Genomic DNA, 23,941 nt, shown 5'->3' on the forward strand with positions numbered 1-23,941 from the left:
CCCCACACTGATCCATTAGGAGTCACAGGTGACCTACGTCCTGATCGCCCTGCTGCTGGCCGCCCTCGCGGTCGCGGCCTACCTGCTCTGGAAGAGCCGGCAGCAGCCGACGGCACAGAAGGAGCCCGACGACTTCATCGGTGACCAGCACAAGCACGCCTCCGACCAGCTGCGTCAGGTGCGCAACGGCGACGTCATCGAATACCTCGGCCACAACTGGTTCGTCCGCGGTCGGATCGACTTCGACGAGCACGGCTACCGCTGGACCGAGCACATGCTCGACGACGCCGAGGGCAAGAAGTGGCTCTCGATCGAGGACGACGAGAGCTTCGAGGTCTCGCTGTGGCACGCGATCCCGCTCGGTGACATCGAGCAGGGCGCCGTGGGCGACCGTGACGTCATCGTCGGCGGTGTCGCCTATCGGCTCCAGGAGAAGGGCACGGCCAGCTTCACCGCGACCGGCGCGACCGGCACCGCGCCGTCCGGGACGGCCGACTACGCCGACTACAAGTCGGTCGACGGCAGGCTGCTCGGCTTCGAGAAGTGGGGCAGCAACTGGGAGCCCTCCCTCGGCGAGGTGCTGCAGCCGTTCGAGCTGACCGTCTACCCCTCCACCGACCGGCCCGCGACCCTGGACGACGAGTGACGCTTCTCGACGTCCCGTTCGTGGACGTACGTGGCGACACCCTGCGCTGGACCCTCGCGCCGGTCCCGTGCGCGCCGTTGGCTTCCCGGACGGTGCTGCTCGAGGGTGGGATGAGCGTCACGCTGAGCGTCCTGGGCGCCAGCCACCAGGTCGTCGTACGCCGCGACGACCGTCCGCTCCTGCACGAGACCGTCGCGTGCGGGATCGCCGAGGCCGCGCCGCTCGCCACGGAGCACGCGACGGGCGGCTACCGCCTCGCCTCGCACGTGAGGGAGGTGGGGCCGGACGAGCTTGCCGCGGAGGCGTCGCGGCTCGTCGAGGGGTTGAGCGGGCGTACGGACGCCGTCGTCGCGCACTTCCCGGGCGACCCGCACGCGGTGACCGCCCTGGCTCTGGACGGGGTGGGCGGCACGTCCGCCGGGGAGATCACCTGGCGCACCTGGCACACCTACCCACAGACCGGTGAGATCGTCGCCACCACCACCAGCTACCGGCCTGAGGAGGTCGCACGTGTCTGACCCGTATCCTGGCCCGAACAGCTCAAGCGGGGGCCCGAACCGCAAGCTGATCGGCTGGTCGATCGTCGCCGTCTGCGTCGTGATCGCCCTCATCATCGCGATCGTCGTCTCCTCGAACGACGGGAACAGCCCTGAGAAGTACCTGCGCGACAACTTCGACCACGTGAGCGGCACCGACCCCGACACCGACGCCGGGATCGTCTTCGAAGACGACGGCGCAGTGACCTCGGTCGCCGACAAGATCGCGGCCGACACGAAAGCCGACGAGAACCGCGCCGACGGCTCCAACCAGTACCTGCGCTACGACGACGACTGGCTGGTCGTGGTCGAGCCGCGGGAGCCGTCGGGATCGACGATCACCCTCTACGAGTACGACCGCGGCTATCGCAATCACGCCACCGTGATCGGACTGTGGGGCTGGAGCAGCTTCTACGGCCGCAACACCGGTGGCGGCAGCAGCGGCGGTTCCTTCCGCGGCGGCGGCAGCGGATCCGGCAAGTGACCACCTCAGACTTGGAGATGAACGATGAATGACCTGTTGAGCGGACTGCTGTCCACCGTCGCCTTCGCAGCCCTCGGGCTGATCCTGCTGGTGATCGGCTTCTACGTGATCGACCTGCTCACGCCCGGCAAGCTGGGGCAGCTGATCTTCGTGGAGCACCGCCGCGACCCGGCGCTGCTGCTCGGCTCCTCGGTCCTCGCGATCGCCACGATCGTGGCCACCTCGATCTACACCGCGGAGGTGGACACGCTCCACGGCCTCGCCGGGACCGCTGCGTACGGATTCGTCGGGATCTTCCTGCTGGCGGTCGCCTTCGTGATCCTTGATCTGCTGACGCCTGGGCGGCTCGGTGAGCTGATGACCGACGACAAGGACGACCCTGCGATCTGGGTCACCGTCGCCGTGCAGCTGGCCGTGGGCGTGATCGTGGCGGCCTCGATCACGTGAGTCTCACGCTTCCCTCGTTGACTGCGATGCCGGAGGGACGGGCGGCCCGGCTGCTCGTCCTGGCGGCGGTGTTCGTCTGCGCCGCCTGCGGGCTGGTCTACGAGCTCGCGCTGGTGACGCTGGGAAGCTATCTGCTCGGCAACTCGATCGCGCAGACCTCGTTGGTGATCGCGGTGTCGATGTTCGCCATGGGCATCGGCGCCGTGCTCGCCAAGCCGCTCACCGCGCGGCCGCTGCGCGCCTTCGTGGGCGTGGAGATCGCGCTGGCGGCGGTCGGCGGCGCCGCGGTGCCGGCGCTCTACGCCTCGTTCGCGTGGCTGCATCTCTACACGCCGATGATGCTGCTGGTGACGTTCCTGATCGGCGCGCTGGTCGGCGCCGAGATCCCGCTGCTGATGGAGCTGCTGCAGCGGCTCCGGCGTCAGCAGGCCTCGCACGCGGTCGCCGACATCAACGCGGTCGACTACGTGGGTGCGCTCCTCGGCGGGCTGGCCTTCCCGTTCCTGCTGCTGCCGACGCTGGGGCTGCTGGTGGGGACCGTGGCCACCGCAGCGCTCAACGTCATCGCGGCATGGATGGTCGGAGTGGCGCTGGCCGGCTCACGCGGACAGCGCGGGCTCGTCTCGGCGGTCTGCGGCGTGCTCGCCGTCGCGCTCGGCACCACCGCGGTGATGGCCGACAGCTTCGAGCTCAGCGCCCGGCAGGCCCTCTACCGCGACCCGATCATCCACTCCGAGCGCTCGACCTATCAGGAGATCGTGGTGACTCGAGGCGCTCCGGTCGGGCCGGAGTTCGACGACGTACGCCTCTTCCTCGACGGTGACCTGCAGTTCTCCTCGCTGGACGAGTACCGCTATCACGAGATGCTCGTCCACCCGGCGATGAACGGTCCGCACCAGCGGGTCCTGATCCTCGGCGGCGGCGACGGTCTCGGGGCCCGCGAGGTGCTGCGCTATCAGTCGGTCTCTTCGGTGACGCTGGTCGATCTCGACCCTGCTGTGGTGTCGCTGGCGCGTTCCTTCGAGCCGGTCTCGTCGCTGACGTCGGGCTCCTTGGAGGACTCCCGGCTGACGTACGTCGCCGCCGACGCGTTCTCCTGGGTGCGGGACTACTCGGGGGCGCCGTTCGACGTGGTGATCGCCGACTTCCCGGACCCGGACTCGACCGCACTGGCCAAGCTCTACTCGGTCGAGAACTACAGCATGATCGCGCGGCTGCTGGCTCCGTCCGGGCGGATGGTGGTGCAGGCGGGCAGCCCGTTCTTCGCCCCGGACGCGTTCTGGTCGGTGAGGCACACGCTCGCCGAGGCCGGCTACCGGACCACGCCGTACCAGGCCGACGTGCCTTCCTTCGGCAACTGGGGATACATCCTGGCCGGACGGGAGCCGTCGGCTCCGGCCCTCGCGCTCGACGACGAGGCACCGGGCGGGCTGCGCTACGCCAGCGACTCCGTGCTCGCGGCCGCCTCCTCGTTCCCGCCGGACCGTGCCGAGCGGCCGACCTCGGTCACCACGCTGCTGGATCCGGCGATCCTTGACTACGCCCGGAAGGGCTGGGTGGGTTACTGATGTTCTTCCTGATCCGACTGGTCCGACGGACCTCTCAGCACTCCGCGTGGGTGCTCCCGCTCGCGATCACCGGCTTCGTCTTCGTCACCGGCTGGATCGCGATGGCGTTGGCCCAGCCGGGCAGCGAGATCGCACAGCCGGCCAACTACTGGTGGTGGTTCCTGGTCACCGCGACCACGGTCGGCTACGGCGACTTCTTCCCGGAGACCACCGGGGGCCGACTCGTCGGGGCGTACGTCGTCTTCGGCTCCATCACCACCCTCGCCATCTTGTTCAGCCGGATCTCGGCAATCATCGAGAACGCCAAAGGACGCCGCATGCGTGGAGAGATCGACTTCAGCGGACACAACCACATCGTTCTGCTCGGCTACACCGCCGGCCGCACCGAGCGGCTCCTGGTCGAGCTGCTCGCCGAGCCCGAGCGAGAGGTCGTGCTCGCGACCTGGGAGGACCAGCTCTCCGAGCACCCGCAGCCCGGAGAGCACCGCCTCCACTTCGTACGCGGCGACATCACCGATCTCGACGTGCTCGCTCGCACCGGCCTGTCCGGTGCGCACAGCGTCCTCATCGACGCACGCGACGACAACGAGGCGGTCACGCTCACCGTCGCCGCCAACGCGGCTGCGCCCTCGGTGCACACGATCGTGGCGCTGCGGGATCTTCGGGTGCAGCGCACGATCTTCCGCGTCGACACCACCGTCCACTGCATCCAGTGGCACAACACCCAGCTGATCGCCGAGGAGCTCAGCGATCCGGGGATCGCGGAGGTCTACCAGGAGCTCGCCACCGCCGGCGGCAAGGGCACCTACTCGCTCACGGTTCCTTCCGGGGCGGCGACGGTGGCCGCCGGCGCTTGGCAGTCCGCTCTCGGTCGCTCGCACAGCGCCACGGTCCTGGCTGTCCGCACCGACGACGGCATCCAGGTCAGCCCGTCGTGGGACCTTCCCATCGCTCCTGGGGCGCGGCTCTTCTACATCGCTGACGAGCGCCTGGACTACGGCGAGGTCGCCGGGTCGCTCGGCTGACGGGTGGGTCTCGCGGGTGAAAGAAAAGTTTCTTTCACCCGCGACGAGACAGTCGGTCGAGCTAGGTTGCCGCGATGGACTGCTACAACTGCCGCAACAGCGCCCTCGAGTCCCTGCCGCCACGCGAGTCGATCGTCCGTACGCCGCACTGGCGGGGCGGCCACGCGTTCAACACCACGCTCCCCGGTTGGTTGGTCCTCGCACCGATCCGGCATGTCACCGCTCTCGACGAGCTCCCGGTCGAAGCCCACGCCGAGCTGGGCACGCTGCTCGGCTCGTTGTCGGGCGCGTTGCGGGCCGTGACCGGGTGCGTGAAGACGTACATCATGCAGTTCTCCGAAGCCGAGGGGTTCGATCACCTGCACGTGCACCTGGTGCCCCGGATGGCCGATCACCCTGCTGGCCTGAGGGGTCCGAACGTGTTCGCCTACATGACCGACGACGAGACCCAGTGGGTGTCCGAGGCCGAACGCGACCGGCTGGCGCTGGAACTTCGCAGCCGGTTGTGAAGCTGAGAGTGGCCAATAGGCAACGCTCAGCTTCACAACCCGATCAAGACTTCTTGGCCGCAGCCTTCTTGGTCGTCTTCTTGGCGGTCGATTTCTTCGCCGGGGCCTTCTTGGTGGCCTTCTTCGTGGCCTTCTTGGCCGTCTTCTTCGTGGTCCGCTTGGCGCTCTTCTTCGCCGGGCCCTTGGCCCGCTTGTCGGCGAGCAGCTCGGCGGCGCGCTCGGCGGTCAGGGTCTCCAGGTCGTCGGCGGCGCGGAGCGTGGCGTTGTATTCACCATCGGTCACGTAGGGACCGAAGCGGCCGTCCTTGACCACCATCGGCTGCCCGGAGACAGGGTCGGGGCCGAGCTCCTTGAGGGGCGGCTTGGCCGCGGCACGGCCGCGCTGCTTCGGCTGGGCGTAGATCTGCTCAGCCTCCTCCAGCGTGATCGTGAGCAGCTGGTCCTCGGAGCTCAGAGTGCGGGAGTCGGTGCCCTTCTTCAGATAGGGCCCGTAGCGACCGTTCTGCGCGGTGATCTCCTCGCCGTCGGCGGCGGTGCCGACGACCCGCGGGAGGGTCAGCAGCTTGACCGCGTCCTCGAGCGTGATGGTCTGGAGACTCATCGACTTGAAGAGGCTCGCGGTGCGGGGTTTGGCGCTCTTCTTCGCGTCTTCCGGGAGCTGCTCGGTGACGTAGGGACCGAAGCGGCCGCTCTTGGCGACGACGGTGAGCCCGGTCTCGGGGTGGACGCCGAGGTTCAGCTCCTCACCGGCCGGGTTGGCGAAGAGCTCCTTCGCCTTCTCCAGGGTGAGCTCGTCCGGAGGCAGGTCGTCGGGGACGTTGGCACGCACCGCGAACGGGGTGCCGTCGTCGCCCGGACCCTCGATGTAGGGGCCGTAGCGACCGACTCGGAGGTTGACCCCCGACTCCGGGTCGCCGACCGGGAACGTCGCCAGCTCGCGGGCATCGATGTCGCCGAGACCGTCGACCAGCGGCTTGAGACCCTTGACCCGCTCGGAGCCGAAGTAGAACTCCCCGAGCTCGGTGGTCATGTCCTTGACGCCCCTGGCGATCTCGTCGAGGTTCTCCTCCATGCTCGCCGTGAACCGGTAGTCGATCTGCCGGGGGAAGTGCTCCTCCAGCAGCCTGACCACCGAGAACGCGACCCAGGCAGGAACCAGGGCGGTGCCCTTCTTGAAGACGTAGCCACGGTTGATGATCGTCTGGATGATGCTCGCGTAGGTCGACGGGCGGCCGATCTCGCGCTCCTCCAGCTCGCGAACCAGGGTCGCCTCCGTGTAGCGAGCCGGCGGCTTGGTCTCGTGACCGTCGGCGGTGAGGCTGGCCGCGTTGACCGTGTCTCCCTCGGCGAGGTTCGGGAGCCGGGTCTGCTGGTCGTCGGAGGTCTGCTCGGCGGAGTCGGTGCCCTCGACGTACGCCTTCAGGAAGCCGTGGAAGGTGATCACCCGGCCGGTCGCGGAGAAGACCACGTCCTCGCCGGTGGCCGCCTGGGCGCCCAGCCGGATGGCGACGGAGCGGCCGACGGCGTCCTTCATCTGGGAGGCGACGGTGCGCATCCAGATCAGCTCGTAGAGACGGAACTGGTCTCCGGTGAGGCCGGTCTGCGCCGGCGTCCGGAACGAGTCACCGGCGGGGCGGATGGCCTCGTGGGCCTCCTGGGCGTTCTTGACCTTGGAGGCGTACGTCCGGGGAGTGTCGGGCAGGTACTCGGCGCCGTAGAGCTCCCTGACCTGAGCGCGGGCCGCGTTGACGGCGTCTCCGCTCAAGGTCGTGGAGTCCGTACGCATGTAGGTGATGTGGCCGTTCTCGTAGAGGCGCTGGGCGACCGACATGGTCGTCGACGCGGTCATCCCGAGCTTGCGGCTGGCCTCCTGCTGCATCGTGGTGGTGCGGAAGGGGGCGTAGGGGCTGCGCTTGTAGGGCTTGGACTCGACCGAGCGGACCTCGTAGGTCTGTCCCTCGAGACCGGCCACCAGGGCCTCGGCCCGACCGCGGTCGAGGTGGACGACCTTGTCGCTCTTGATGAGGCCGTCGGGACCGAAGTCGGTGCCGCGGGCGACGCGGCCGCCGTCGATCGAGGTGATCTTGGCCGGGAACATCCGCGGATCGTGCTGCGAACCGGCGTCGAAGGTGCCGGCGAGGTCCCAGTAGGAGGCGGTCCTGAAGGCGATCCGCTCGCGCTCGCGGTCGACGACCAACCGGGTGGCGACGGACTGGACCCGCCCGGCGCTCAGCCGGGGCATGACCTTCTTCCAGAGCACCGGCGAGATCTCGTAGCCGTAGAGGCGATCGAGGATCCGTCGGCTCTCCTGAGCCTCCACGAGGTCCATGTCGAGCTCGCGCGGGTTCTCCGCGGCCGCGAGGATCGCGGGCTTGGTGATCTCGTGGAAGACCATCCGCTTGACCGGGATGCCCTTCTTCGGCTTCAGCTCGTCGAGGAGGTGCCAGGCGATCGCCTCTCCCTCGCGGTCCTCATCGGTGGCGAGGTAGAGCTCGTCGGCGTCCTTGAGGAGCGACTTGAGCTTGGCGATCTGCTTCTTCTTGTCGCTGGGCACGACGTAGTAAGGGGTGAAGCCGTTGTCGACATCGACGCCGAAGCGTCCCCACGGCTTGTCCTTGATCTTGGCGGGAGTGTCTGCCGCGCTCTGCGGAAGGTCGCGGATGTGCCCCACGGAGGCCTCGACGACATACCCCTGTCCGAGGTATCCGCCGATCTTCTGTGCCTTCGCCGGGGACTCGACGATCACCAACTTGTGTGCCACTGACGTCCTTATCTCACTGCAGCAGAGCCTGGCACCACTGACAAGCTCTGGCGAGCCACGTTAGCGCGTGTCTCCAGCCGGCATGGGTCCAGTCACCGCGGTTCATGCGGCACTGAGCTCTCGGACAACATGGCGTGTTGCCTTGGGCGCCGCGAAGACAATACCTAGCACGCTCAGGAGCGGGAGCGTGAAATCGGTGTCTCATCGTGGTCACCGCCGGATTGCCTCCGAGACGGCCGAAGAGCGGCTCGAACGGTTCTGTCGGTGGTCGTCCGTATGGTGTCTTCCGAGGACGGCGAGACCAATCAACCGAGAGGTCTCTGCTGATGAACGACACCGAATACATCGACGCTGAATACATCGACTACGTGGAAGGTCTGGCCACTCCCCCGGAGCATCTGGTGTGCTCCGAGTGCGCGCAGCTGCTCACCCGGACCAACCTGATCCTGGAGCGGCTGGAGGCCGAGCTGACCAGGCCGCGCTGGGTGGAGCCGGCGACGCCGTCGCGACCGGATCACGAGGTGGCGCTGGACTGGCTGGCCGCGCTGTGCGGCGGCCACGAGGCGGTCACCGCGCTGGATGCCGCGCCGCTGACCGAGGACGCGCTGGATCTTCCGATCGTGGAGGACTCGGCGGGGCGTACGCAGCTGGAGGCGGTGGCCGCCCTGCTCGACGAGGTCGCGGCGGACTTCCCGGTCGAGGTCGGCTTCGCGCTCCGGCGGGCGCTGCTGCGGCTGTGGGAGATCGACCCACTCGTCGTCGACCGGCCCACCCCACCGGCTCATGTGGCAGCCGGGATCGTGTGGACGGTCCTGGGCGCCAACGGACTGGCCGGGCCGGGTGGTCTGGTCACCGCGACCGCGCTCAAGGATCGGCTGGGCGTGAAAAAGATGCCGTCGGCCTACGGCAAGCAGCTGGCCGCCGCGCTCCGCGGTTTCTGGCCGTGGCAGACCCAGCGACCGTGGGGTCTGCGCGACCTTCCCGACCTCGAGCCGCTCGGCTATCCAGACCTGCTCGTCTCGAGCGTGCGCAGACGCCTGATCAGGCTGCGGGACCAGGCGTGCCTTGTGCGGGACGGAGGAAGCCCTCGCTGACCAGCTCCCGGGCGATCGGCAGATAGCTGCTCCGCACGACCGCGGGGTCGCGGTCGAGGATCTGCGCGAGCGCGTCGAGGATCTGGCCGACAGCCAGGTCACCGTCGCAGGCGCCCGCGAAGGCAGCCTCGATCGTGTCGGCCTGGCGGGCGCGCCGCAGGCCGCGCTGCTGGCGCAGCACGACGGTGCTCGGGTCCTCGGCGCCGGGCTGGCCGAGAGTCTCCTGCTGGACGTCCTCGGCGAGCACCAGGATCGACTCTTCGGTGACCTCGACGCGAGCGGCGTCGCCCCATGCCTTCAGCGCCGGCGCGATCGGCTGCTCGACGTCGTAGGGCCACTCGAGGAGTTCGCGCTTCGGGTTGCTGACGTCGGTGCGGTGCAAGCTGATCCAGCCGAACCCGACGCCCTCGATCCGCTGCTCCTCGAACCACGAGAGCCAGGTGTCGTAGCGGGTCAGGTAGTCCTCGGAACCATGGTGTCCGGAGTCCTTGAGCCAGAGCTCGACGTACGACGCCGGGTCGAGCACCTCACGCTGGACCACGAGCGCGTCGACGTCGTTGCCGAGCCAGCCCTCGAGGCGGTCGTCCCAGGGCTGGTCCTCGGAGATGATCCAGTTGCCCAGGATCTGACACCAACCACCCTCGGTGAGAATCCCCGGCGCGGCCCTGACGATGTCCTCGACCACCCGGTCGCCCGGGAGGCCGGAGTCACGGTAGACCAGGCGCTCGCCGGTTGCCGGGCTGATCACGAAGGGCGGGTTGGTGGCGATCAGATCGAAGCGCTCACCGGCGACGGGCTCGAAGAACGACCCGTTGCGTACGTCGATACGGTCTGCGACGTCGTTGAGCGCGGCGTTGAACGCGGTGATCCACAGGGCTCGCTGGTTCACGTCGGTCGCGACCACTCGGTCGCTGTGCGTGGCGAGGTGGAGGGCCTGGACACCGCAGCCGGTGCCGAGGTCGAGCGCGGTGCCGACCTGGTCGCGGATGGTCAGCTGCGCGAGCGAGGTCGAGGCCGGGCTGACCCCGAGCACGTGCTCGGGGCCGATGCGCTGGGGGCCGCCGTCGAGCCCTGGGGTGAGGTCGGAGACGACCCACAGGGCGGTGTCATCGGTGGCGTACGGGCGGACGTCGAGACGGGCGGCAACCTCGCCCACCGACTGCTCGAGGATCCCCTCGACGGCAAGCCGATCGACGAGCCCTGGGAGGGCCGCTTCGGCGTGGTCGAGCGGCACCGTCGTCTGCAGCAGGAAGAGTCGGATGAGGGTCTCGAGCGGCGAGCCACCGTGGGTGCGCCGACGGCCCGGCAGGGTCTCGTTTCGGCTCAGCGCGCTGTGAGCGGTCGGACCGAGCAGCTCGGCGACGGAGTCGTAGGAGAAGTCGGCCTGCTGGAGGGCTTCACGAAGTCGGTGCGGGAGATCACTCACACCTGGAGCCTAATGCGCTACCAGCGTCAGCCTGCGGCCGCGCCCTCGGCGCTGGCGTGGATGTCGAAGACCTTGGCGAGGCCGGTGATCCGGAAGATCTTGAGCAGTCGCTCCTGCGTGCAGACGAGACGGAGCATGCCGTCGTGCTGGCGCACCTTCTTCAGTCCACCCACCAAGACGCCGAGGCCGGTGGAGTCGAGGAACTCGACGGCTTCGAGGTCGACGACGATGTCGTAGTGCCCTCTGGCGACGAGCTCGGTGATCTTGTCTCTCAGTTTCGGCGCGGTATAGACGTCGATCTCGCCGCCCACGGCCACAACGGTGGCCGAGTCGAGCTCGCGAGTCGCAAGCGTCAGATCCACTTCGAAGTTCTCCTGCCAAGGAACGTGAGACAACCGGCTCAGGTATCGACCATCCGCGAGTCCGATACCCGGAGTCGATCGTAATGTAACCACGGCTCACCAGGATGCGCGCAAGAAACTCGCAACGTCATCCGCTAGATACGGGACCGCAGGCGTGGCGGCCATCCGGATTCTGGGAGAATCATGAAGGTGTTGACGACAGCGACCGGTGATCTCGTACGCCGGCTGGCTGCCGTCCCGGGCCGCGAGGACCGGCTCGCCCACCTCGAGCAGGTTCCGCCGAGAGAGGCGGTCTACGCAGACTGGCCGACCTGGGCTTCGGCCGAGGTGGTCGGCGCCTTCACCGCTCGCGGGATCGAGCGGCCCTGGCAGCATCAGGCGGTGGTCGCCGAGGCCGCCCACGATGGCAGCCACGTGATCGTCTCGACCGGCACCGCCTCCGGGAAGTCGCTGGCCTATCAGCTGCCCGCGCTGACCGCGATCCGAGACGGACGTGGTCCACGTGGCGAGCGCGGCGCCGGCGTCCTCTACCTCGCTCCCACCAAGGCCCTCGCCCAGGACCAGCTGAGCGGGCTGCGCGAGCTCGGCGTCGACGTGCGCGCGGTGACACACGACGGCGACAGCACCCGGGAGCAGCGGGACTGGGCACGCGACTTCGGTGAGTACGTCCTGACCAACCCCGACATGCTGCATCGGTCGCTGCTTCCCGGTCATCAGCGGTGGGCCGCCTACTTCCGTTCGCTGCGCTATGTCGTCATCGACGAGTGTCATCACTACCGTGGCGTCTTCGGGGCCCACGTCTCGCACGTGCTGCGGCGGCTGCGGCGCATCTGCGCCCTCTACGGCTCGTCGCCGACGTTCATCCTGGCCTCGGCGACGGTCGCCGAGCCGTCGACGACAGGCGAACGGCTCATCGGCCTTCCCGTGCTCCCGGTGACCGCCGACGCCTCGCCGCGCGGCGAGCTCTCGATCGCCCTGTGGCAGCCGCCGCTGACGACGTACGCCGGGGAGAACGGCGCCCCCGTGCGCCGCGCGGCCTCCGCCGAGACCGCCGACCTCCTCGCCGACCTGGTCTCCTCGGACGTGCGCACCCTGGCCTTCGTACGCTCCCGGGTCGGCGCCGAGCAGGTCGCCCTGACCGCAGCCGCCGAGCTCGCCGAGGTCGACCCCTCGCTGCCGGGCCGCGTCGCTTCGTACCGCGGCGGCTACCTGCCCGAGGAACGCCGGGCCATCGAGGCGTCGCTGCGCTCCGGCGAGCTGATGGGCCTGGCGGCGACGAACGCCCTCGAGCTCGGCATCGACATCAGCGGGCTGGACGCTGTCTTGCTGGCCGGCTATCCGGGCAGGCGATCGGCCTTCTGGCAGCAGATCGGCCGTGCCGGGAGGGGCGCGGGCGACGCACTCGGCATCCTGGTCGCCCGCGACGACCCGCTGGACACCTACCTTGTCACCCATCCGGACGCGCTGCTCGGCCAGCCCGTCGAGGCCACCGTCTTCGACCCGGCGAACCCCTACGTCGTCGGTCCGCACCTCTGCGCCGCCGCGCAGGAGCTGCCGCTGACGGAGCCGGACCTGCCGCTCTTCGGGCCGGGCGCACGCGAGATCCTGGACAACCTGGTCGCCTCGGGGCTGCTGCGCAAGCGGACTCGTGGCTGGTACTGGACCGACCGACGCCGAGCAGCCGATCTTGCCGACATCCGCTCGTCGGGCGGCTCGCAGGTGCAGTTGATCGAGGCCGAGACCGGCCGGGTCGTCGGCACGGTCGACGCGGCAGGCTCGCACGCGAGCGCTCATGCGGGCGCCGTCTACGTCCACCGCGGCGAGACCTATCTCGTGCACGAGCTCGACCTCGACGAGAACGTCGCGGTCATCTCCCGCGACGACCCCGGCTACTCCACCTTCGCCCGGGAGATCACCGAGATCTCGATCGTCGCCGAACGTGAGCATGCCGGCTGGGGAGAGTGTCGTCTGGCGTACGGCGATGTCGACGTCACCCACCAGGTCGTCTCGTTCCTGCGCCGGCGCCAGCCGAGCGGCGAGGTGCTCGGGGAGGAGCTCCTGGACCTCCCCGAACGTACGCTGCGCACCTCCGCCGTCTGGTGGACCGTGCCCGCCTCGGCCCTCGAGGCGGCCGGCCTGGAGAAAGCGGACATCCCGGGCGCCGCCCACGCCGCCGAGCACTGCTCGATCGGCCTGCTGCCGCTGATCGCGACGTGTGACCGCTGGGACATCGGCGGCGTGAGCACCGCCTCCCATCCGGACACCGGCATGCTCACTGTCTTCGTCTACGACGGTCATCCCGGTGGCGCCGGGTTCTCCGAGCGCGGGTTCCGTGCCGCCCGGGAATGGCTGGGCGCCACGTTGGAGACCATCGAGGCGTGCGAGTGCGACGACGGCTGCCCCTCCTGCGTGCAGTCGCCCAAGTGCGGCAACCAGAACAATCCGCTCGACAAACAAGGTGCGATCGTGTTGTTGCGGCGACTGCTCTCCGAATAGGCCTACTCTGGGGAAATGTTGATCTTGGGCCTAGTGCTGATCGTCGTCGCAGCAGTCCTCATCGTTCTGGGTCTCTTCACGACCGGCAACGGCAATCTCGATGACCCGACCGCGACCATGCTCGGCCTGCCGGTCGGTTCGACGCCGATCTTCGTGATCGGCCTGGTCGCCGGTGTCATGCTCCTCTTCGGTATCTCGCTGACCAAGTGGGGCGGCAAGCTTCAGATGAAGTACATGAAGCAGAAGCGCGAGATGCGGACCATGGCCAAGACGCTCCAAGACGCCGAGACCAAGACCAACATCGAGCCCAAGTCCGAGCCCCGGCCCGAGGACATCTAGGATGAGGGCGGACCCGTCGGGCCCGCCCTTGCCTTGGCGATCGGATCTCCGGGTTGACCGAGCCAGCGCGGTCCCTCGACCCGCACGGTGACGGTGACGTCCTCTCCTGCGATCTCACAGGACTCCAGCGTGGCCCCGTTTCGGTCGGTGATCGTCGCTGCTGCCGCGCACGCGTCGCCGGAGACCTGGAGCGCGTCGGCTCCCGCCAACGCAGCCAGATCGGCGGCGGACTGGGCGGTGCGGTGGGCAACGAAGACCGCGCCCACCACACCCAGAGCCGCACCGACGAAGAGCAGCAGCCCGATCGCGCCGACGGCGAACGGCGCTGCCGATCCACGCTGGTCCTGAGCCACTCGAACCGGCCTCACTGCTCCCCCTGCCTCGTCTCGGTCGCAGCGACCGCCTCGCCCCGCACGGTCACACCCGGCAACCAGCTGAAGATCCCACCCGGCCCGGCAACCCGGGCGCGGGCCGAGGCCACGACCTCCTCGGCACCGGCGCTGACATGCACCTGGGTGCCCGCTGGTCCGACCCGACGGCCGCGAGCGACGGCGGCACCGCTGTCATCCCCGCGGGCGACGGCCCGAGCGGTCTCGCGGGCCGCGTCGACCACCTGGATCTGCGCTGCTCCCACCGACAGCAACCACACCAACCCGATGGTCACCGCCACCAGGAGCGGGATGACCATCACCAGCTCTGCGGTGGCGGCGCCTCGTTCGTCTCGCCGCGGAGGGATCACGGTTCAGATCCCCAGGAGACTGAGCACGTGCTGGAACAGCCTGTTGAGCAGGTCGTTGCCGAGGCCGCCGGTGAGCAGCTTGTAGAGCAGACCGGCAAGCCCTGCACCGGCCGCCGTGCCCACTGCGTACTCAGCCGTCGTGATCCCCTGCTCGCCCTTCTGAAGATGTGCCTTGCTCATGATGGTCCTCTCTGGTCGATGGCCGTCCGTACGGCCGTCCAAGGACGACGATGGCCCGCGCCATCGACATTCGCGACCGCCATTCCGCGACCTGTGGACAACCCCGTCCCGAACCTGCCCTGTGGACACCAATCGGCCCGCTGACCAGGGCATACAGCAGCCGGCCGAGGCGTCATCTGACGCCTCGGCCGACGCGGGTGACGTCTCGGCAGGCTTCTCTGCGGTCAGATGCCGATGTTGGCGAGGAGGCCGCCGACGACCGGCACGACGCCCAGCAGCAGGAAGGCAGGGAGGAGGCAGATCCCGAGCGGGACGGCGGCCTTGACGCCCACTGCACGGGCGCGGTCCTCGACCTCGGCGCGGGCGTTCCTGGTCAGGTCGTCGGCGAGTCGCTCGACCGTTGTGGCGACCGGGGCGCCGGTGGCCTGAGCTCGGGCCAGCGCCCGACCCAGGGGCGCCAGGGCCGGGTCGTCCACCAGGGTGCGCCAGGTCTTCTCCGGATCGGCTCCCAGGCGGAGCCGAGAAGCCGCCGGCAGCAGCCGGGCAGCTGCCGGTCCGGGCAGCGCCGCCGCCACGGCGACCAGGGCCTCGGCAGGCGCCGCACCGGAGGAGAGCGCGGCGGAGAGGAGGCGAACCAGGGCGGGCAGCTCGGCCTTGGCCGCCTCGCGCTCGCGCCGTACGTCGGCAGGCTCGACCCGGCCGATGACCAGCCAGCAGACGGCGCCCGCCGGGGCGGCGAGCACAGCACCCACGGCGCCTCCGACGAAGGAGTAGACAGCGCCGGCGGCAAGCAGCGCCAGGAGCGGCCGCCAACGCATCATCCAGCCGCCCGGATCGTCGCGGGTCTCCTCGACGACCGCGCCTACGCCAGGAAGACGCGGGGTCGGCGCCGGCAGCAACGCTGCTGCCAATCCGAGCGCGATCGCGGCAAGCCATGGAGTCATGCCGCTTCGACCCCACGCGCGAGGCCCTCGATCCACCACAGCCCCAGCCAGCCGAGCAGCAGCCCGAGGCCGAGGCAGGCCAGGCCGACCGGCGATCCGAAGAGGAATGCCAACGGATCACCGCCGACCCCGCTGCCCATCGCCAGAGCGGCCACAGGCAGGCCGGCGATCAGACGAGCGGTGGAGCGGGCCGATCCGAGCTCGCCGTCGACCACACGCTGGGTGGCGGCGGCGGCTCGCAGGTCGAGCGCGACCCGGTCGAGCGCGTCCGCGAGACCGCTCCCGGTCTGGTGCGCGATCTGCCAGGCCGCGGCGACCACACGAAGCGATCCCGCGCCAGGAACCTCGGCGACCTTCCGCCAGGCGGCGGGGACGTCCGAACCCATCCGCTGCGCCTCCGCGACCGGCTCGATCATCGGCCACTCCGCGGCGAGCTGTGACAGCGCCGGTCCGGGAGGGTGTCCGGCTGCGAGCTCGGCCGCCATCTGCTCGCAGGCCTCGACCACGCGGTTGGCCGTACGCCCCGCCTCGATCCGCTCACAGCGGCGCCGCCACAGGGCGACCCCGCCGAAGCTGGCGATCCCGAGCAAGACAGCCGCGACGACCGCCTTGCCCGGGAAGACGATGGGGATCAGGGCGACCAGGAGGAGCGTCCACCGCGGCACCCGCCACGCGGGCGACCGCGATCCGACCGCCGCGGGTGGACGGAGCATCAGCGCGGCGGCGGCACCTGCCAGCAAGGCGACCAGCCCGAGACTCGCCCCGCTCACCGGTCCGCTCCCAGCAGCGCCTCGAGCCGCCCCGAGGCAGCCCCCGCGATCACGTCGCCGTCAGCGGTCACCGAGCAGGCGGTCTCCATCCGGACCAGCCCGTCGGCTCCGCGACACGGGACCGCGATCTCGGTCAGCACCCGGCGGCCGTCACGCCGACGCAGATGCACGACCACATCCACACCGGAGGCGAACTGGCTGTGCGCCGCCTCCCGCCCCAGCCCGGCAGCGAGCGCAAGCGCCTCGACCCGCGCCGGGACGTCGGCGGCTGAGTTGGCGTGCAGCGTGCCGCAGCCGCCCTCGTGCCCGGTGTTCAGCGCAGCGAGCAGGTCGACGACCTCGGCACCACGCACCTCCCCCACCACCAACCGGTCCGGTCGCATCCTGAGGGCCTGGCGGACCAGGGTGTGGAGCTCGACCGCGCCGGCGGCCTCGATGTTGGCCGGGCGCGCCTCCAGTCCGACCACATGCGGATGGTCCGGGCGCAGCTCGGAGGCGTCCTCCACCAGCACCAGCCGCTCCTCGGGCGGCACCAGCGACAGCAGCGACGCCAGCAGCGTGGTCTTCCCGCTGCCCGTTCCTCCCGAGACCAGGAAGGCGGAGCGCGCCAGCACCAGCCGTCGCAGGAGATCCGCGACGGTGGGAACGACCATCCCGGACGACTCCAGCTCGTCGAGCGTGAACGCCCGCGCCGAAGGGACCCGGAGCGAGATCACCGTGCCTGGTCGGGCCAGCGGAGCGAGCACCGCGTGGAACCGGCTGCCGTCACCCAGCCTGAGGTCGACGTAGGGCGAGGCGTCGTCCAGACGACGTCCGGCGCCGGCCGCCAGCCGCTGCGCCAGGCGCCGGACAGCATCGTCGTCGGGAAAGGCGACCGGCGCGGGCTCCAGGCCGGAGCCGCGGTCGATGAAGACCTGATCGGGCCCGTTGACGAGGACGTCGGTCACCCCGGGCAACCGCAGCAGCGGCTCCAACGGACCGGCGCCGACCACGTCACGACGCAGCATCTCGAAGACGCCCAGCACGGTCGCGTCACCGACGATCCGCCCCTCGGCGCGGAGCGCTTCCTGGACCCGGTGCGGGGTGAGCTCTCCCGGCGTACGCGCCAGGTGGTCGCGCACCAGGTCGACGACCTGGGGTGCGATGTCGACTGCCCCGAGAACGCCCGTCATGCCGCCACCGCCCCTGCGCGAAGGCGGCAGCGGGTCAGCACCTCGGCCGCAGCCCGGGCCAGCGGCGCCCGCTTGGAGCGGATCGGCCCCAGCCCCAGGTCGATGGCCTCGGACAGCCCGCGCTGGTCGGACAGCGCGGCGATCACCGGGACCCCGAGCGCTCGTCCGACCGCCTCCGGTTCGGCCGCGCGGCCTCGGACGACGATCCGCACCCGGTCCCGCTCGGGAAGACGGGAGATCAGACGCGCAGCCGACGCCGTGCCGGTGACGTCGGCGCGGACCACGACGAGGACGACGTCGCACCCGGTCAGCAGCGCCTCGATGCCCTCGTCCGACTCGCGTGGCAGGTCGACCACGACGAGGTCATGGCCTCGCCGCGCGGCGGCCAGCACCTCGCGCGCGACCTCCGGTCGCGGTGGGACGGCGTCGCCACCCGGCCAGCCCAGCAGGCCGAGCGAGCCGATGTGCGGCACCGCCTCGCGCAACGCCCGGGCACCCAGTCGGCCGGCGGTCTGACCGAGATCACCCCAGGTCACACCCGGGATCTCGTCGAGACCGAGCACCCGGCCGGCCCCCGGCCCGAGCCGGTCGGCATCGACCAGCAGGGTCGGCCCCCGCTCGGCGCCCAGGCTGGCCAGGGCCGCGGCGTACGTCGTCGCACCGGCGCCACCCGACCCGGCCAGGACACCGACGACCATGCCGTCGCCGCCTTCGCCGTCGCTGACGTCGGCGAGCAGGCCGGCGACCACGGTCTCGGCCGAGGGCAGCTCCAGCATCGTCTCGGCGCCGACCTCCAGCGCGGCCCGGAGCAGCGGCTCACCGGTCGCGCCCCATCCCACGACGTACACCCCATCTCTCCGGGGCGGACGCAACGACGCCACCTCCACCAGGAGATCGGCCCCCACGAGGATCAGCGGTGGTCGTTGCCATCGGCGCAGGGCGCCGACGGCGTCGCCGCACTCCTCGACGGTGACGCCGGAGGCAGCGGCCAGGCGAGCCGCCTCAGCGGCCAGCAACGAGTCCGAGGTGATGACAAGAGGTTCCGAGGTCATGACAGCAGGATCCGTCTGGGCGCCGACATTTCCACCCGCATTTCCAGAGCCTGTGGATAACCCCGTCCCGGACCCGCCCTGTGGATGGCGAACGGCCCACCCAACGGGCGTCTACGATGAGCCCATGACACGCATCGCTGCGTTCTTCGACCTCGACAAGACGATCATCGCGAGGTCGAGCACGCTTGCGTTCTCCAAGCATTTCCAGGCCGGTGGCCTGATCACCCGGGCGGCCATGATCCGCTCGGCCTACACCCAGTTCGTCTACGTCGTCGGCGGAGCCGACCACGACCAGATGGAGAAGATGCGCAAAGCGCTCTCCGAGATGGTCACCGGGTGGGACGTCGCCACGGTCAAGGCGATCGTCGCCGACACCCTCCACAACGTGGTCGACCCGCTCGTCTACGAGGAGGCCGTGCAGCTCATCGAGCAGCACCACGCCCAGGGCCACGACGTCATCATCGTCTCCGCGTCCGGCACCGAGCTGGTCGAGCCGATCGGCGCGATGCTCGGCGCCGACCACGTCGTCGCCACCCAGATGGAGATCGAGGACGGCCGCTACACCGGCGAGATCGCGCTCTACGCCTACCGCGAGGAGAAGGCCCGCGCGGTCCAGGAGCTGGCCGAACGCTTCGGCTACGACCTGGAGCAGTCCTACGCCTACTCCGACTCGGTCACCGACACCCCCATGCTGGAGGAGGTCGGGCACGCGTTCGCCGTCAACCCCGACAAGGATCTCCGCAAGATCGCCAAGGAGCGCGGCTGGGACATTCTCGTCTTCGACAAGCCGGTCGCGCTGCGCAGCCGGGTGCTCACCCCGTCGACACCGACCCTGGCCGCTCTGGCTGTCGGCGGCGCCGTGGCGATCGCCGGCGGCGTCATCTGGGCGGGCACGAAGCGTCGTCGCCTGGGCGCCTGACCCGCCCGGCACCGAGGTCGCGCAGGAGCGAAATCATCCTCCTGATCCCGCAAAAATTCCAGCCTTGAATCTCGCCGCCGATCGGCGTAGAAACGATGTCGTAACAAGACGTACACGAGCGCCAAGGCACCCACGCGGCGATCAACCCATCTGATGGGGTGCTGTAGCCGGGGAGAAATCCCGGCGCAGTGACCAGACCCTGCACGCTTGGTAACCAGACGGCCTCGTGTCCGTGGTGGCATCCGGTGTTCACAACCCACCGGGTGCCACCTTCATTTCGCCCGAGAGCTCGCGCCTGACCTACTCGGCGGCGTCCACACGCAGCGGCGAGGCCTCGGCCCCGGCGGCGTACGCCTCGGCCGCATAGAGCAGCCACGAGTGCGCCCCCGCCTGGCCGCCCTCGCGGAAGCCACGCAGGTTCGACTCGTAGGCGGCACGCAGCGCCAGGTGGCCGGCCTCCGGCACGACCAGCGACTTCTCGTCCACGCCGCGCGCGACCAGGACGAGCCGCTCTGCGGCACGCGCGACCAGACCGTTGTGGGAGGCGAACGGCGCCGACGTCGCCAGGTCGGCGTGCACGAATGCCGCCACGGCCAACGCCGGAGCCGACGTCGGGGCGAGCAGCAGGTCGGAGAGACGCCGCAACCGCTCGGCCGCGGACGAGGACCGCGGCCGCCCCAGCTCCTCGGCCTCGAGCGACGCGCCCGCCACCAGCGCGTGCATCCGCGCGAACGCCTGCATAGGCGTCTGCTTCACCACCGGCACCAGCGCGAGCAGCTCGGTCGAGAGCCGCACCGCGTCCTGGGCGATCGCGTCACCGCCGGAGGCACGCACCTCGCCGAGCGTCGACCCGGAGCCCTCCAGCACGGCGGACGCGTGTGCACCGCGCAGCAGCGATTCGGCGGTGGTCTCCGGGGACGTACGCCGCAGTCCCCGGTCACGCAGCATCACGTCGATGCCGTCGCGAGCAGCGGCGAACCCCGACGCCACGCCTTCGAGCGACACCAACCGGGCAAGCGGATCGTCCTTCACGCGTCAACCTTAAGCGCGCGTTACCCTGACCGAGATGACGGACCCAGCGAACCCCGACCCGGCACGCTCCTTCGGAGGCGTGGCGGACAGCTATGACCGCGGGCGCCCGTCCTACCCGGAAGCTGCGGTGAAGTGGCTGGTCGGCGAGGAGCCGTGCTCGGTCCTCGAGCTCGGCGCCGGCACCGGCAAGCTCACCGAGGTCCTCGTCGGCCTGGGCCATGACGTCTTCGCGACCGACCCGGACGACGCGATGCTCGACATCCTCTCCGGGAAGCTCCCCGACGTACGTGCCACCAGCGGCACCGCCGAGCAGATCCCGACCGGTGACAGTCTCTACGACGTGGTCGTCGTCGGCCAGGCCTTCCACTGGTTCGACCACACCAAGGCGCTCGCGGAGATCGCCCGAGTCCTGAAGAGCGAGGGCCGGCTGGCGATCATCCAGAACGACCGGGACGACCGCATCCCCTGGGTCCGCAGGCTCGGCAACCTTCTGGGCCACCTCGACCACGACTTCGACCACACCCAGGCCCTCGACGACTCCGGTCTCTTCTCGGCGGTCGAGTCCCAGACCTTCCGGCACTGGCAGGTCGTCGACCGCCGCACGATCCAGGACCTGGCCGTGTCCCGGTCCAACATCGCCTCGCTCGAGCCGGAAGCCCAGGACCGGAAGCGGCGCGAGGTGCTGGCCTTCTACGACGACTACGGCCGCGGCATGGACGGCATGCAGCTGCCCTACAACTGCCGCGCCTGGCACGCCCAGGTGCTCCCGCACGCCCAGGTGGTCTCGACAGGCTCGACCACCGGCGCGCACGAGGTCGACGGGGCAGACGAGGGCGACGAGACCGACGGGCCGGCGGTGCCGCTGGCCAAGCGCACCGACACCGCCGTACGCCTCCCCCGGGTCGTCACCGACCCGGAGAACGGCGACGACGACCTGCTCATCGACTTCCGGTGAGGCCCGCGCTCAGGGCAGGGGCCGCTGACGCGTGGTGAGCGCATCGCGCGTCGGGTCCATCAGGTCGAAGCTCTGGAGGATCCAGAAGATCGTGAAGCAGACCAGCAGCGAGACCTCGGTCGCTAGCAGCCAGTAGTCCCAACCGGCCAGTCCCAGCACGATACCCACCGCCAGCAGCACCACCATCGCCACGACCAGCGCCCAGTAGGTCTTGTCGAACCGCGTACGCGCCTTGTCGGCCTCCTGCGCGATCTTCCGCACGCCCCAGTCGGTGTTGAGCACCACGGCGAGCGCGAACGGCGTGAACGTGAACACGGCCGCGAGCCCGTGCGCCTTGCTCGCGAAGCCGTCCTGGTCGATCAGCAGCCAGACCACGCCGACCACCCACGCTCCGGCGACGGAGCCCAGTCCGATGGCGGCCCAGCGAGAGGGCCAGGCTCCGGCGACGGAGCGCTTGCGCAGCCCGAAGATCAGGACGACGACCCAACCGATCGCCATCACCGCCAGGTAGCTCCAGGCGTTGTTGACGATTGCCGCCTTGTCGATCTCCTGCCCGATCTCAGGCGTCGGGACGAAGCCCACCATCGGGGCCGAGAGCCCGGCGAGGTTGAGCGCGGTGTCCTCGGCGTCGGTGTAGCCCCGCAGCACCACCAGACACACGCCGAGCGCGCACAGCACAGCGGTGAAGACCGGACCTGCGGGGGTGTAGTAGTACGACGAGATGGAGGTCTGCCACTGGCCGCTCGCGACCGTCTCGGCGCCCACCGAGATCGCCAGGCCCGCGAGCAGACAGCACAACGCGAAACGGACATAGCGGTACGTCGTCACCTCGGTCGTCATGCTTCCTGAACGTAGCGGGATTCGGGCACCCCCGCGCCGCTATTCACCCGCGCGTCCGAGACCCACGCCAACCGTTCACCAAGCATTCTCAAGCACGCTCAACGTGATGAATGCCACACTCGACAACGTAAATCGATCGGGATACCTCGCCATATCGGTAAATCGTCCGTCTCCTCTCCGATATGCGCGTGAAGATGACGATCACGTGAAATCCTTCGCCCTGGGCCGCAGATGCCTTGGGATGCGCTGACGGACGCATTAGCGTCCGGAGAAAGCCGCATATCTCTGCCGTAGCCCCACCACCATCACCGCTCGGGGGATGCCTCCTGCGGAAAAGTGAGGTCGACATGTCCACCGTGACGTATCTCGAGGACGGCCCCTCCGTCCTCTCCCTGTACGAAGGTTTCTTCGCCGGTGGCGCGCGGATCCTGCACACCGCAGTCGTCCGCTCCCTCGACGCCACCACGGCTCAGCGACACAGCGTGCTGAGCCTGAGCGACCGCGTGCAGCGTGAGTTCACCGCCCAGCGGATCTCCTCGGACAACTCCTACCGGCGCCTGACCTCGGCCGGCGTGCCGGTCAGGGCGTTGAGACGTACGCCGACCGGCCCCATCACCACCAGCCAGCTCAAGCGGGTGGCGCAGTCGGTGGCGAAGGCGGACGTGGTGCTGTCCCTCAAGGAGCAGCCGCTCACGGTGCTGGGCAAGGTCGGCACGTCGGGGACCCCGCTGATCACCTGCTTGCACCGGTCCGACCCGGAGCACCAGGGGGCCGGTGTACAGGAGCTCATCGACCTCGACCGGGCCGGACTGCTGACCGCGGCGGTGTGCTGCGCGGAGTCGACCCAGCGCGCGTACCACGAGGCGACCGGCATTCCGCTGAAGCGGCTGCCGGTCTTCCCCAACGGGGTCGATCTCGACAGGTTCCGCACCGACGCCGACCTACGGACGGGCAAACGGGCCGAGCTCGGCGTGATCGGCGACGCGCCCGTGGTGATGATCGCCGCGCGCTTCGACGCGATGAAGAACATCCCGCTCTTCGTCCGCGCCGCGCGTCGGTTCGTCCAGGAGCACCCCGACGCCCACCTCGTCATGTGTGGCGCCGGGATGACGGCCGAGAACCCGGCCTTCGCGGCGCTCGTCGCCGAGGAGCTCGGCTGGTGGCCGGCTCTGGAGACCAACCTGCACGCCCTCGGGATCCAGAGTCAGATGGCGCCGCTCTACAACGCCGCCGATCTGATCACGCTCACCTCGGCGTTCGGCGAGGCCGCTCCGCTCTGCCTGCTCGAGGGCATGGCCTGCGGCGCGGTCCCGGTGACCACGCCCGTCGGGGACGCCCCGGCGATGGTCGGCGACCTCCGCCTGGTCGCGGGCTTCGACCCGGTCGAGATGGCCGAGTCCTGGAAGGCCGCCTTCGCCCAGCGCGAGGAGCACTTCGAGCGCATCTTCCGCAACCGCCATCGCCTCTCCGAGCAGCGGCTCTTCGACGCGTACGCCCGGCTCATCAAGGAGTCCGCGGACTCGGCCCTGATCCCGGTGGCGGTCTGACCCACCGCCGTCTGGCGGTCTGACCCACCGCCGTCGGTTGAGCCCGGCGAGCGCCAGCGAGCCGGTGTCGAAACCAACACGGTCCCCTGGAGCGCGAC

25 protein-coding genes are annotated in these 23,941 nt (G+C 69.8%); 13 read left to right on the forward strand and 12 right to left on the reverse strand.

Going from position 1 to position 23,941, the window contains the following annotated elements; translation table 11 throughout:
• The first annotated feature begins 28 nt into the window (after positions 1 to 28).
• The 7 genes from H5T77_RS02950 (at position 29) to H5T77_RS02980 (ending at position 5,215) form a co-directional block, all read left to right on the forward strand.
• A complete protein-coding gene (locus tag H5T77_RS02950) occupies positions 29 to 646 on the forward strand; it encodes a DUF4178 domain-containing protein (protein WP_292644808.1) in 618 nt (205 codons plus the stop codon).
• The gene (locus H5T77_RS02955; RefSeq protein WP_292644811.1) at positions 643 to 1,164 is read left to right on the forward strand and encodes a DUF2617 family protein; all 522 of its coding nucleotides are present in this window, start codon (positions 643 to 645) and stop codon (positions 1,162 to 1,164) included. The genes H5T77_RS02950 and H5T77_RS02955 overlap by 4 nt, the downstream gene beginning before the upstream one ends.
• Positions 1,157 to 1,666: a DUF4247 domain-containing protein gene (locus tag H5T77_RS02960; RefSeq protein WP_292644813.1), complete on the forward strand. Its 510-nt coding sequence runs from the start codon at positions 1,157 to 1,159 to the stop codon at positions 1,664 to 1,666. Before H5T77_RS02955 ends, H5T77_RS02960 begins: the two co-directional genes overlap by 8 nt.
• Positions 1,667 to 1,690: 24 nt before the next feature.
• Positions 1,691 to 2,113, forward strand: coding sequence for a DUF350 domain-containing protein (locus H5T77_RS02965; RefSeq protein ID WP_292644815.1), 423 nt, complete (start codon positions 1,691 to 1,693; stop codon positions 2,111 to 2,113).
• 26 nt (positions 2,114 to 2,139) lie between these two features.
• Positions 2,140 to 3,681 carry a polyamine aminopropyltransferase gene (locus H5T77_RS02970; RefSeq protein WP_292645022.1) on the forward strand — a complete coding sequence of 514 codons (1,542 nt, stop codon included), beginning with the start codon at positions 2,140 to 2,142 and terminating at the stop codon, positions 3,679 to 3,681.
• Positions 3,681 to 4,706 (forward strand): ion channel, encoded by a 1,026-nt coding sequence (locus H5T77_RS02975; RefSeq protein WP_292644818.1) that lies wholly within the window; start codon positions 3,681 to 3,683, stop codon positions 4,704 to 4,706. Before H5T77_RS02970 ends, H5T77_RS02975 begins: the two co-directional genes overlap by 1 nt.
• Positions 4,707 to 4,780: 74 nt before the next feature.
• Complete coding sequence (locus H5T77_RS02980; RefSeq protein WP_292644820.1) at positions 4,781 to 5,215, forward strand: HIT family protein; 435 nt, start codon at positions 4,781 to 4,783, stop codon at positions 5,213 to 5,215.
• A gap of 43 nt (positions 5,216 to 5,258) precedes the next feature.
• Here H5T77_RS02980 and topA read toward each other — a convergent pair whose 3' ends face one another.
• Complete coding sequence (topA, locus tag H5T77_RS02985; protein ID WP_292644823.1) at positions 5,259 to 7,976, reverse strand: type I DNA topoisomerase; 2,718 nt, start codon at positions 7,974 to 7,976, stop codon at positions 5,259 to 5,261.
• Between the two features lie 326 nt (positions 7,977 to 8,302).
• On the opposite strand from topA, the gene H5T77_RS02990 reads away from it, so the two are divergent.
• Positions 8,303 to 9,070, forward strand: coding sequence for a hypothetical protein (locus H5T77_RS02990; RefSeq protein WP_292644825.1), 768 nt, complete (start codon positions 8,303 to 8,305; stop codon positions 9,068 to 9,070).
• Here H5T77_RS02990 and H5T77_RS02995 read toward each other — a convergent pair.
• Positions 9,018 to 10,496 carry a DUF7059 domain-containing protein gene (locus tag H5T77_RS02995; protein WP_292644827.1) on the reverse strand — a complete coding sequence of 493 codons (1,479 nt, stop codon included), beginning with the start codon at positions 10,494 to 10,496 and terminating at the stop codon, positions 9,018 to 9,020. The genes H5T77_RS02990 and H5T77_RS02995 overlap by 53 nt on opposite strands.
• Before the next feature lie 26 nt (positions 10,497 to 10,522).
• Positions 10,523 to 10,858, reverse strand: coding sequence for an anti-sigma factor antagonist (locus H5T77_RS03000; RefSeq protein WP_165109518.1), 336 nt, complete (start codon positions 10,856 to 10,858; stop codon positions 10,523 to 10,525).
• Positions 10,859 to 11,041: 183 nt separating this feature from the next.
• Here H5T77_RS03000 and H5T77_RS03005 point away from each other — a divergent pair, with 183 nt between their 5' ends.
• Together H5T77_RS03005 and H5T77_RS03010 are read left to right on the forward strand one after the other, a co-directional pair.
• Entirely contained in the window at positions 11,042 to 13,354 is a 2,313-nt protein-coding gene (locus tag H5T77_RS03005) for a DEAD/DEAH box helicase (RefSeq protein WP_292644834.1), read from the forward strand.
• 15 nt (positions 13,355 to 13,369) lie between these two features.
• On the forward strand, positions 13,370 to 13,693 hold the full coding sequence (locus tag H5T77_RS03010; RefSeq protein ID WP_292644837.1) for a hypothetical protein: 324 nt from the start codon (positions 13,370 to 13,372) through the stop codon (positions 13,691 to 13,693).
• On the opposite strand, the gene H5T77_RS03015 is transcribed toward H5T77_RS03010, so the two are convergent.
• The 7 genes from H5T77_RS03015 to ssd form a co-directional block, all read right to left on the reverse strand.
• Positions 13,690 to 14,046 carry an Rv3654c family TadE-like protein gene (locus H5T77_RS03015; protein ID WP_292644840.1) on the reverse strand — a complete coding sequence of 119 codons (357 nt, stop codon included), beginning with the start codon at positions 14,044 to 14,046 and terminating at the stop codon, positions 13,690 to 13,692. The two genes, H5T77_RS03010 and H5T77_RS03015, sit on opposite strands and share 4 nt — an antisense overlap.
• Before the next feature lie 11 nt (positions 14,047 to 14,057).
• Complete coding sequence (locus tag H5T77_RS03020) at positions 14,058 to 14,432, reverse strand: TadE/TadG family type IV pilus assembly protein (protein ID WP_292644843.1); 375 nt, start codon at positions 14,430 to 14,432, stop codon at positions 14,058 to 14,060.
• 3 nt (positions 14,433 to 14,435) lie between these two features.
• A complete protein-coding gene (locus tag H5T77_RS03025; RefSeq protein ID WP_292644845.1) occupies positions 14,436 to 14,612 on the reverse strand; it encodes a DUF4244 domain-containing protein in 177 nt (58 codons plus the stop codon).
• Positions 14,613 to 14,836: 224 nt separating this feature from the next.
• Positions 14,837 to 15,556: a type II secretion system F family protein gene (locus H5T77_RS03030; RefSeq protein WP_292644848.1), complete on the reverse strand. Its 720-nt coding sequence runs from the start codon at positions 15,554 to 15,556 to the stop codon at positions 14,837 to 14,839.
• Positions 15,553 to 16,326 carry a type II secretion system F family protein gene (locus tag H5T77_RS03035; protein WP_292644851.1) on the reverse strand — a complete coding sequence of 258 codons (774 nt, stop codon included), beginning with the start codon at positions 16,324 to 16,326 and terminating at the stop codon, positions 15,553 to 15,555. The genes H5T77_RS03030 and H5T77_RS03035 overlap by 4 nt, the downstream gene beginning before the upstream one ends.
• Positions 16,323 to 17,498: a TadA family conjugal transfer-associated ATPase gene (locus H5T77_RS03040; protein ID WP_292644854.1), complete on the reverse strand. Its 1,176-nt coding sequence runs from the start codon at positions 17,496 to 17,498 to the stop codon at positions 16,323 to 16,325. The genes H5T77_RS03035 and H5T77_RS03040 overlap by 4 nt, the downstream gene beginning before the upstream one ends.
• The gene (gene ssd / locus H5T77_RS03045; protein WP_292644855.1) at positions 17,495 to 18,550 is read right to left on the reverse strand and encodes a septum site-determining protein Ssd; all 1,056 of its coding nucleotides are present in this window, start codon (positions 18,548 to 18,550) and stop codon (positions 17,495 to 17,497) included. Before ssd ends, H5T77_RS03040 begins: the two co-directional genes overlap by 4 nt.
• 124 nt (positions 18,551 to 18,674) lie before the next feature.
• Between ssd and H5T77_RS03050 the strand changes: the two genes are divergently transcribed.
• Positions 18,675 to 19,469, forward strand: coding sequence for an HAD family hydrolase (locus H5T77_RS03050; protein ID WP_292644857.1), 795 nt, complete (start codon positions 18,675 to 18,677; stop codon positions 19,467 to 19,469).
• Positions 19,470 to 19,769: 300 nt separating this feature from the next.
• Here H5T77_RS03050 and H5T77_RS03055 read toward each other — a convergent pair whose 3' ends face one another.
• Positions 19,770 to 20,501: a Fic family protein gene (locus H5T77_RS03055; protein ID WP_292644858.1), complete on the reverse strand. Its 732-nt coding sequence runs from the start codon at positions 20,499 to 20,501 to the stop codon at positions 19,770 to 19,772.
• Between the two features lie 34 nt (positions 20,502 to 20,535).
• On the opposite strand from H5T77_RS03055, the gene H5T77_RS03060 reads away from it, so the two are divergent.
• Positions 20,536 to 21,456 (forward strand): class I SAM-dependent methyltransferase, encoded by a 921-nt coding sequence (locus H5T77_RS03060; protein WP_292644861.1) that lies wholly within the window; start codon positions 20,536 to 20,538, stop codon positions 21,454 to 21,456.
• Between the two features lie 9 nt (positions 21,457 to 21,465).
• Here H5T77_RS03060 and H5T77_RS03065 read toward each other — a convergent pair whose 3' ends face one another.
• Positions 21,466 to 22,296 (reverse strand): hypothetical protein, encoded by an 831-nt coding sequence (locus H5T77_RS03065; RefSeq protein WP_292644862.1) that lies wholly within the window; start codon positions 22,294 to 22,296, stop codon positions 21,466 to 21,468.
• Positions 22,297 to 22,643: 347 nt separating this feature from the next.
• On the opposite strand from H5T77_RS03065, the gene H5T77_RS03070 reads away from it, so the two are divergent.
• A complete protein-coding gene (locus tag H5T77_RS03070) occupies positions 22,644 to 23,843 on the forward strand; it encodes a glycosyltransferase (protein WP_292644865.1) in 1,200 nt (399 codons plus the stop codon).
• The last annotated feature ends 98 nt before the right edge of the window (positions 23,844 to 23,941 follow it).

Source organism: Nocardioides sp. (assembly GCF_014360585.1).
Classification (GTDB): domain Bacteria; phylum Actinomycetota; class Actinomycetes; order Propionibacteriales; family Nocardioidaceae; genus Nocardioides.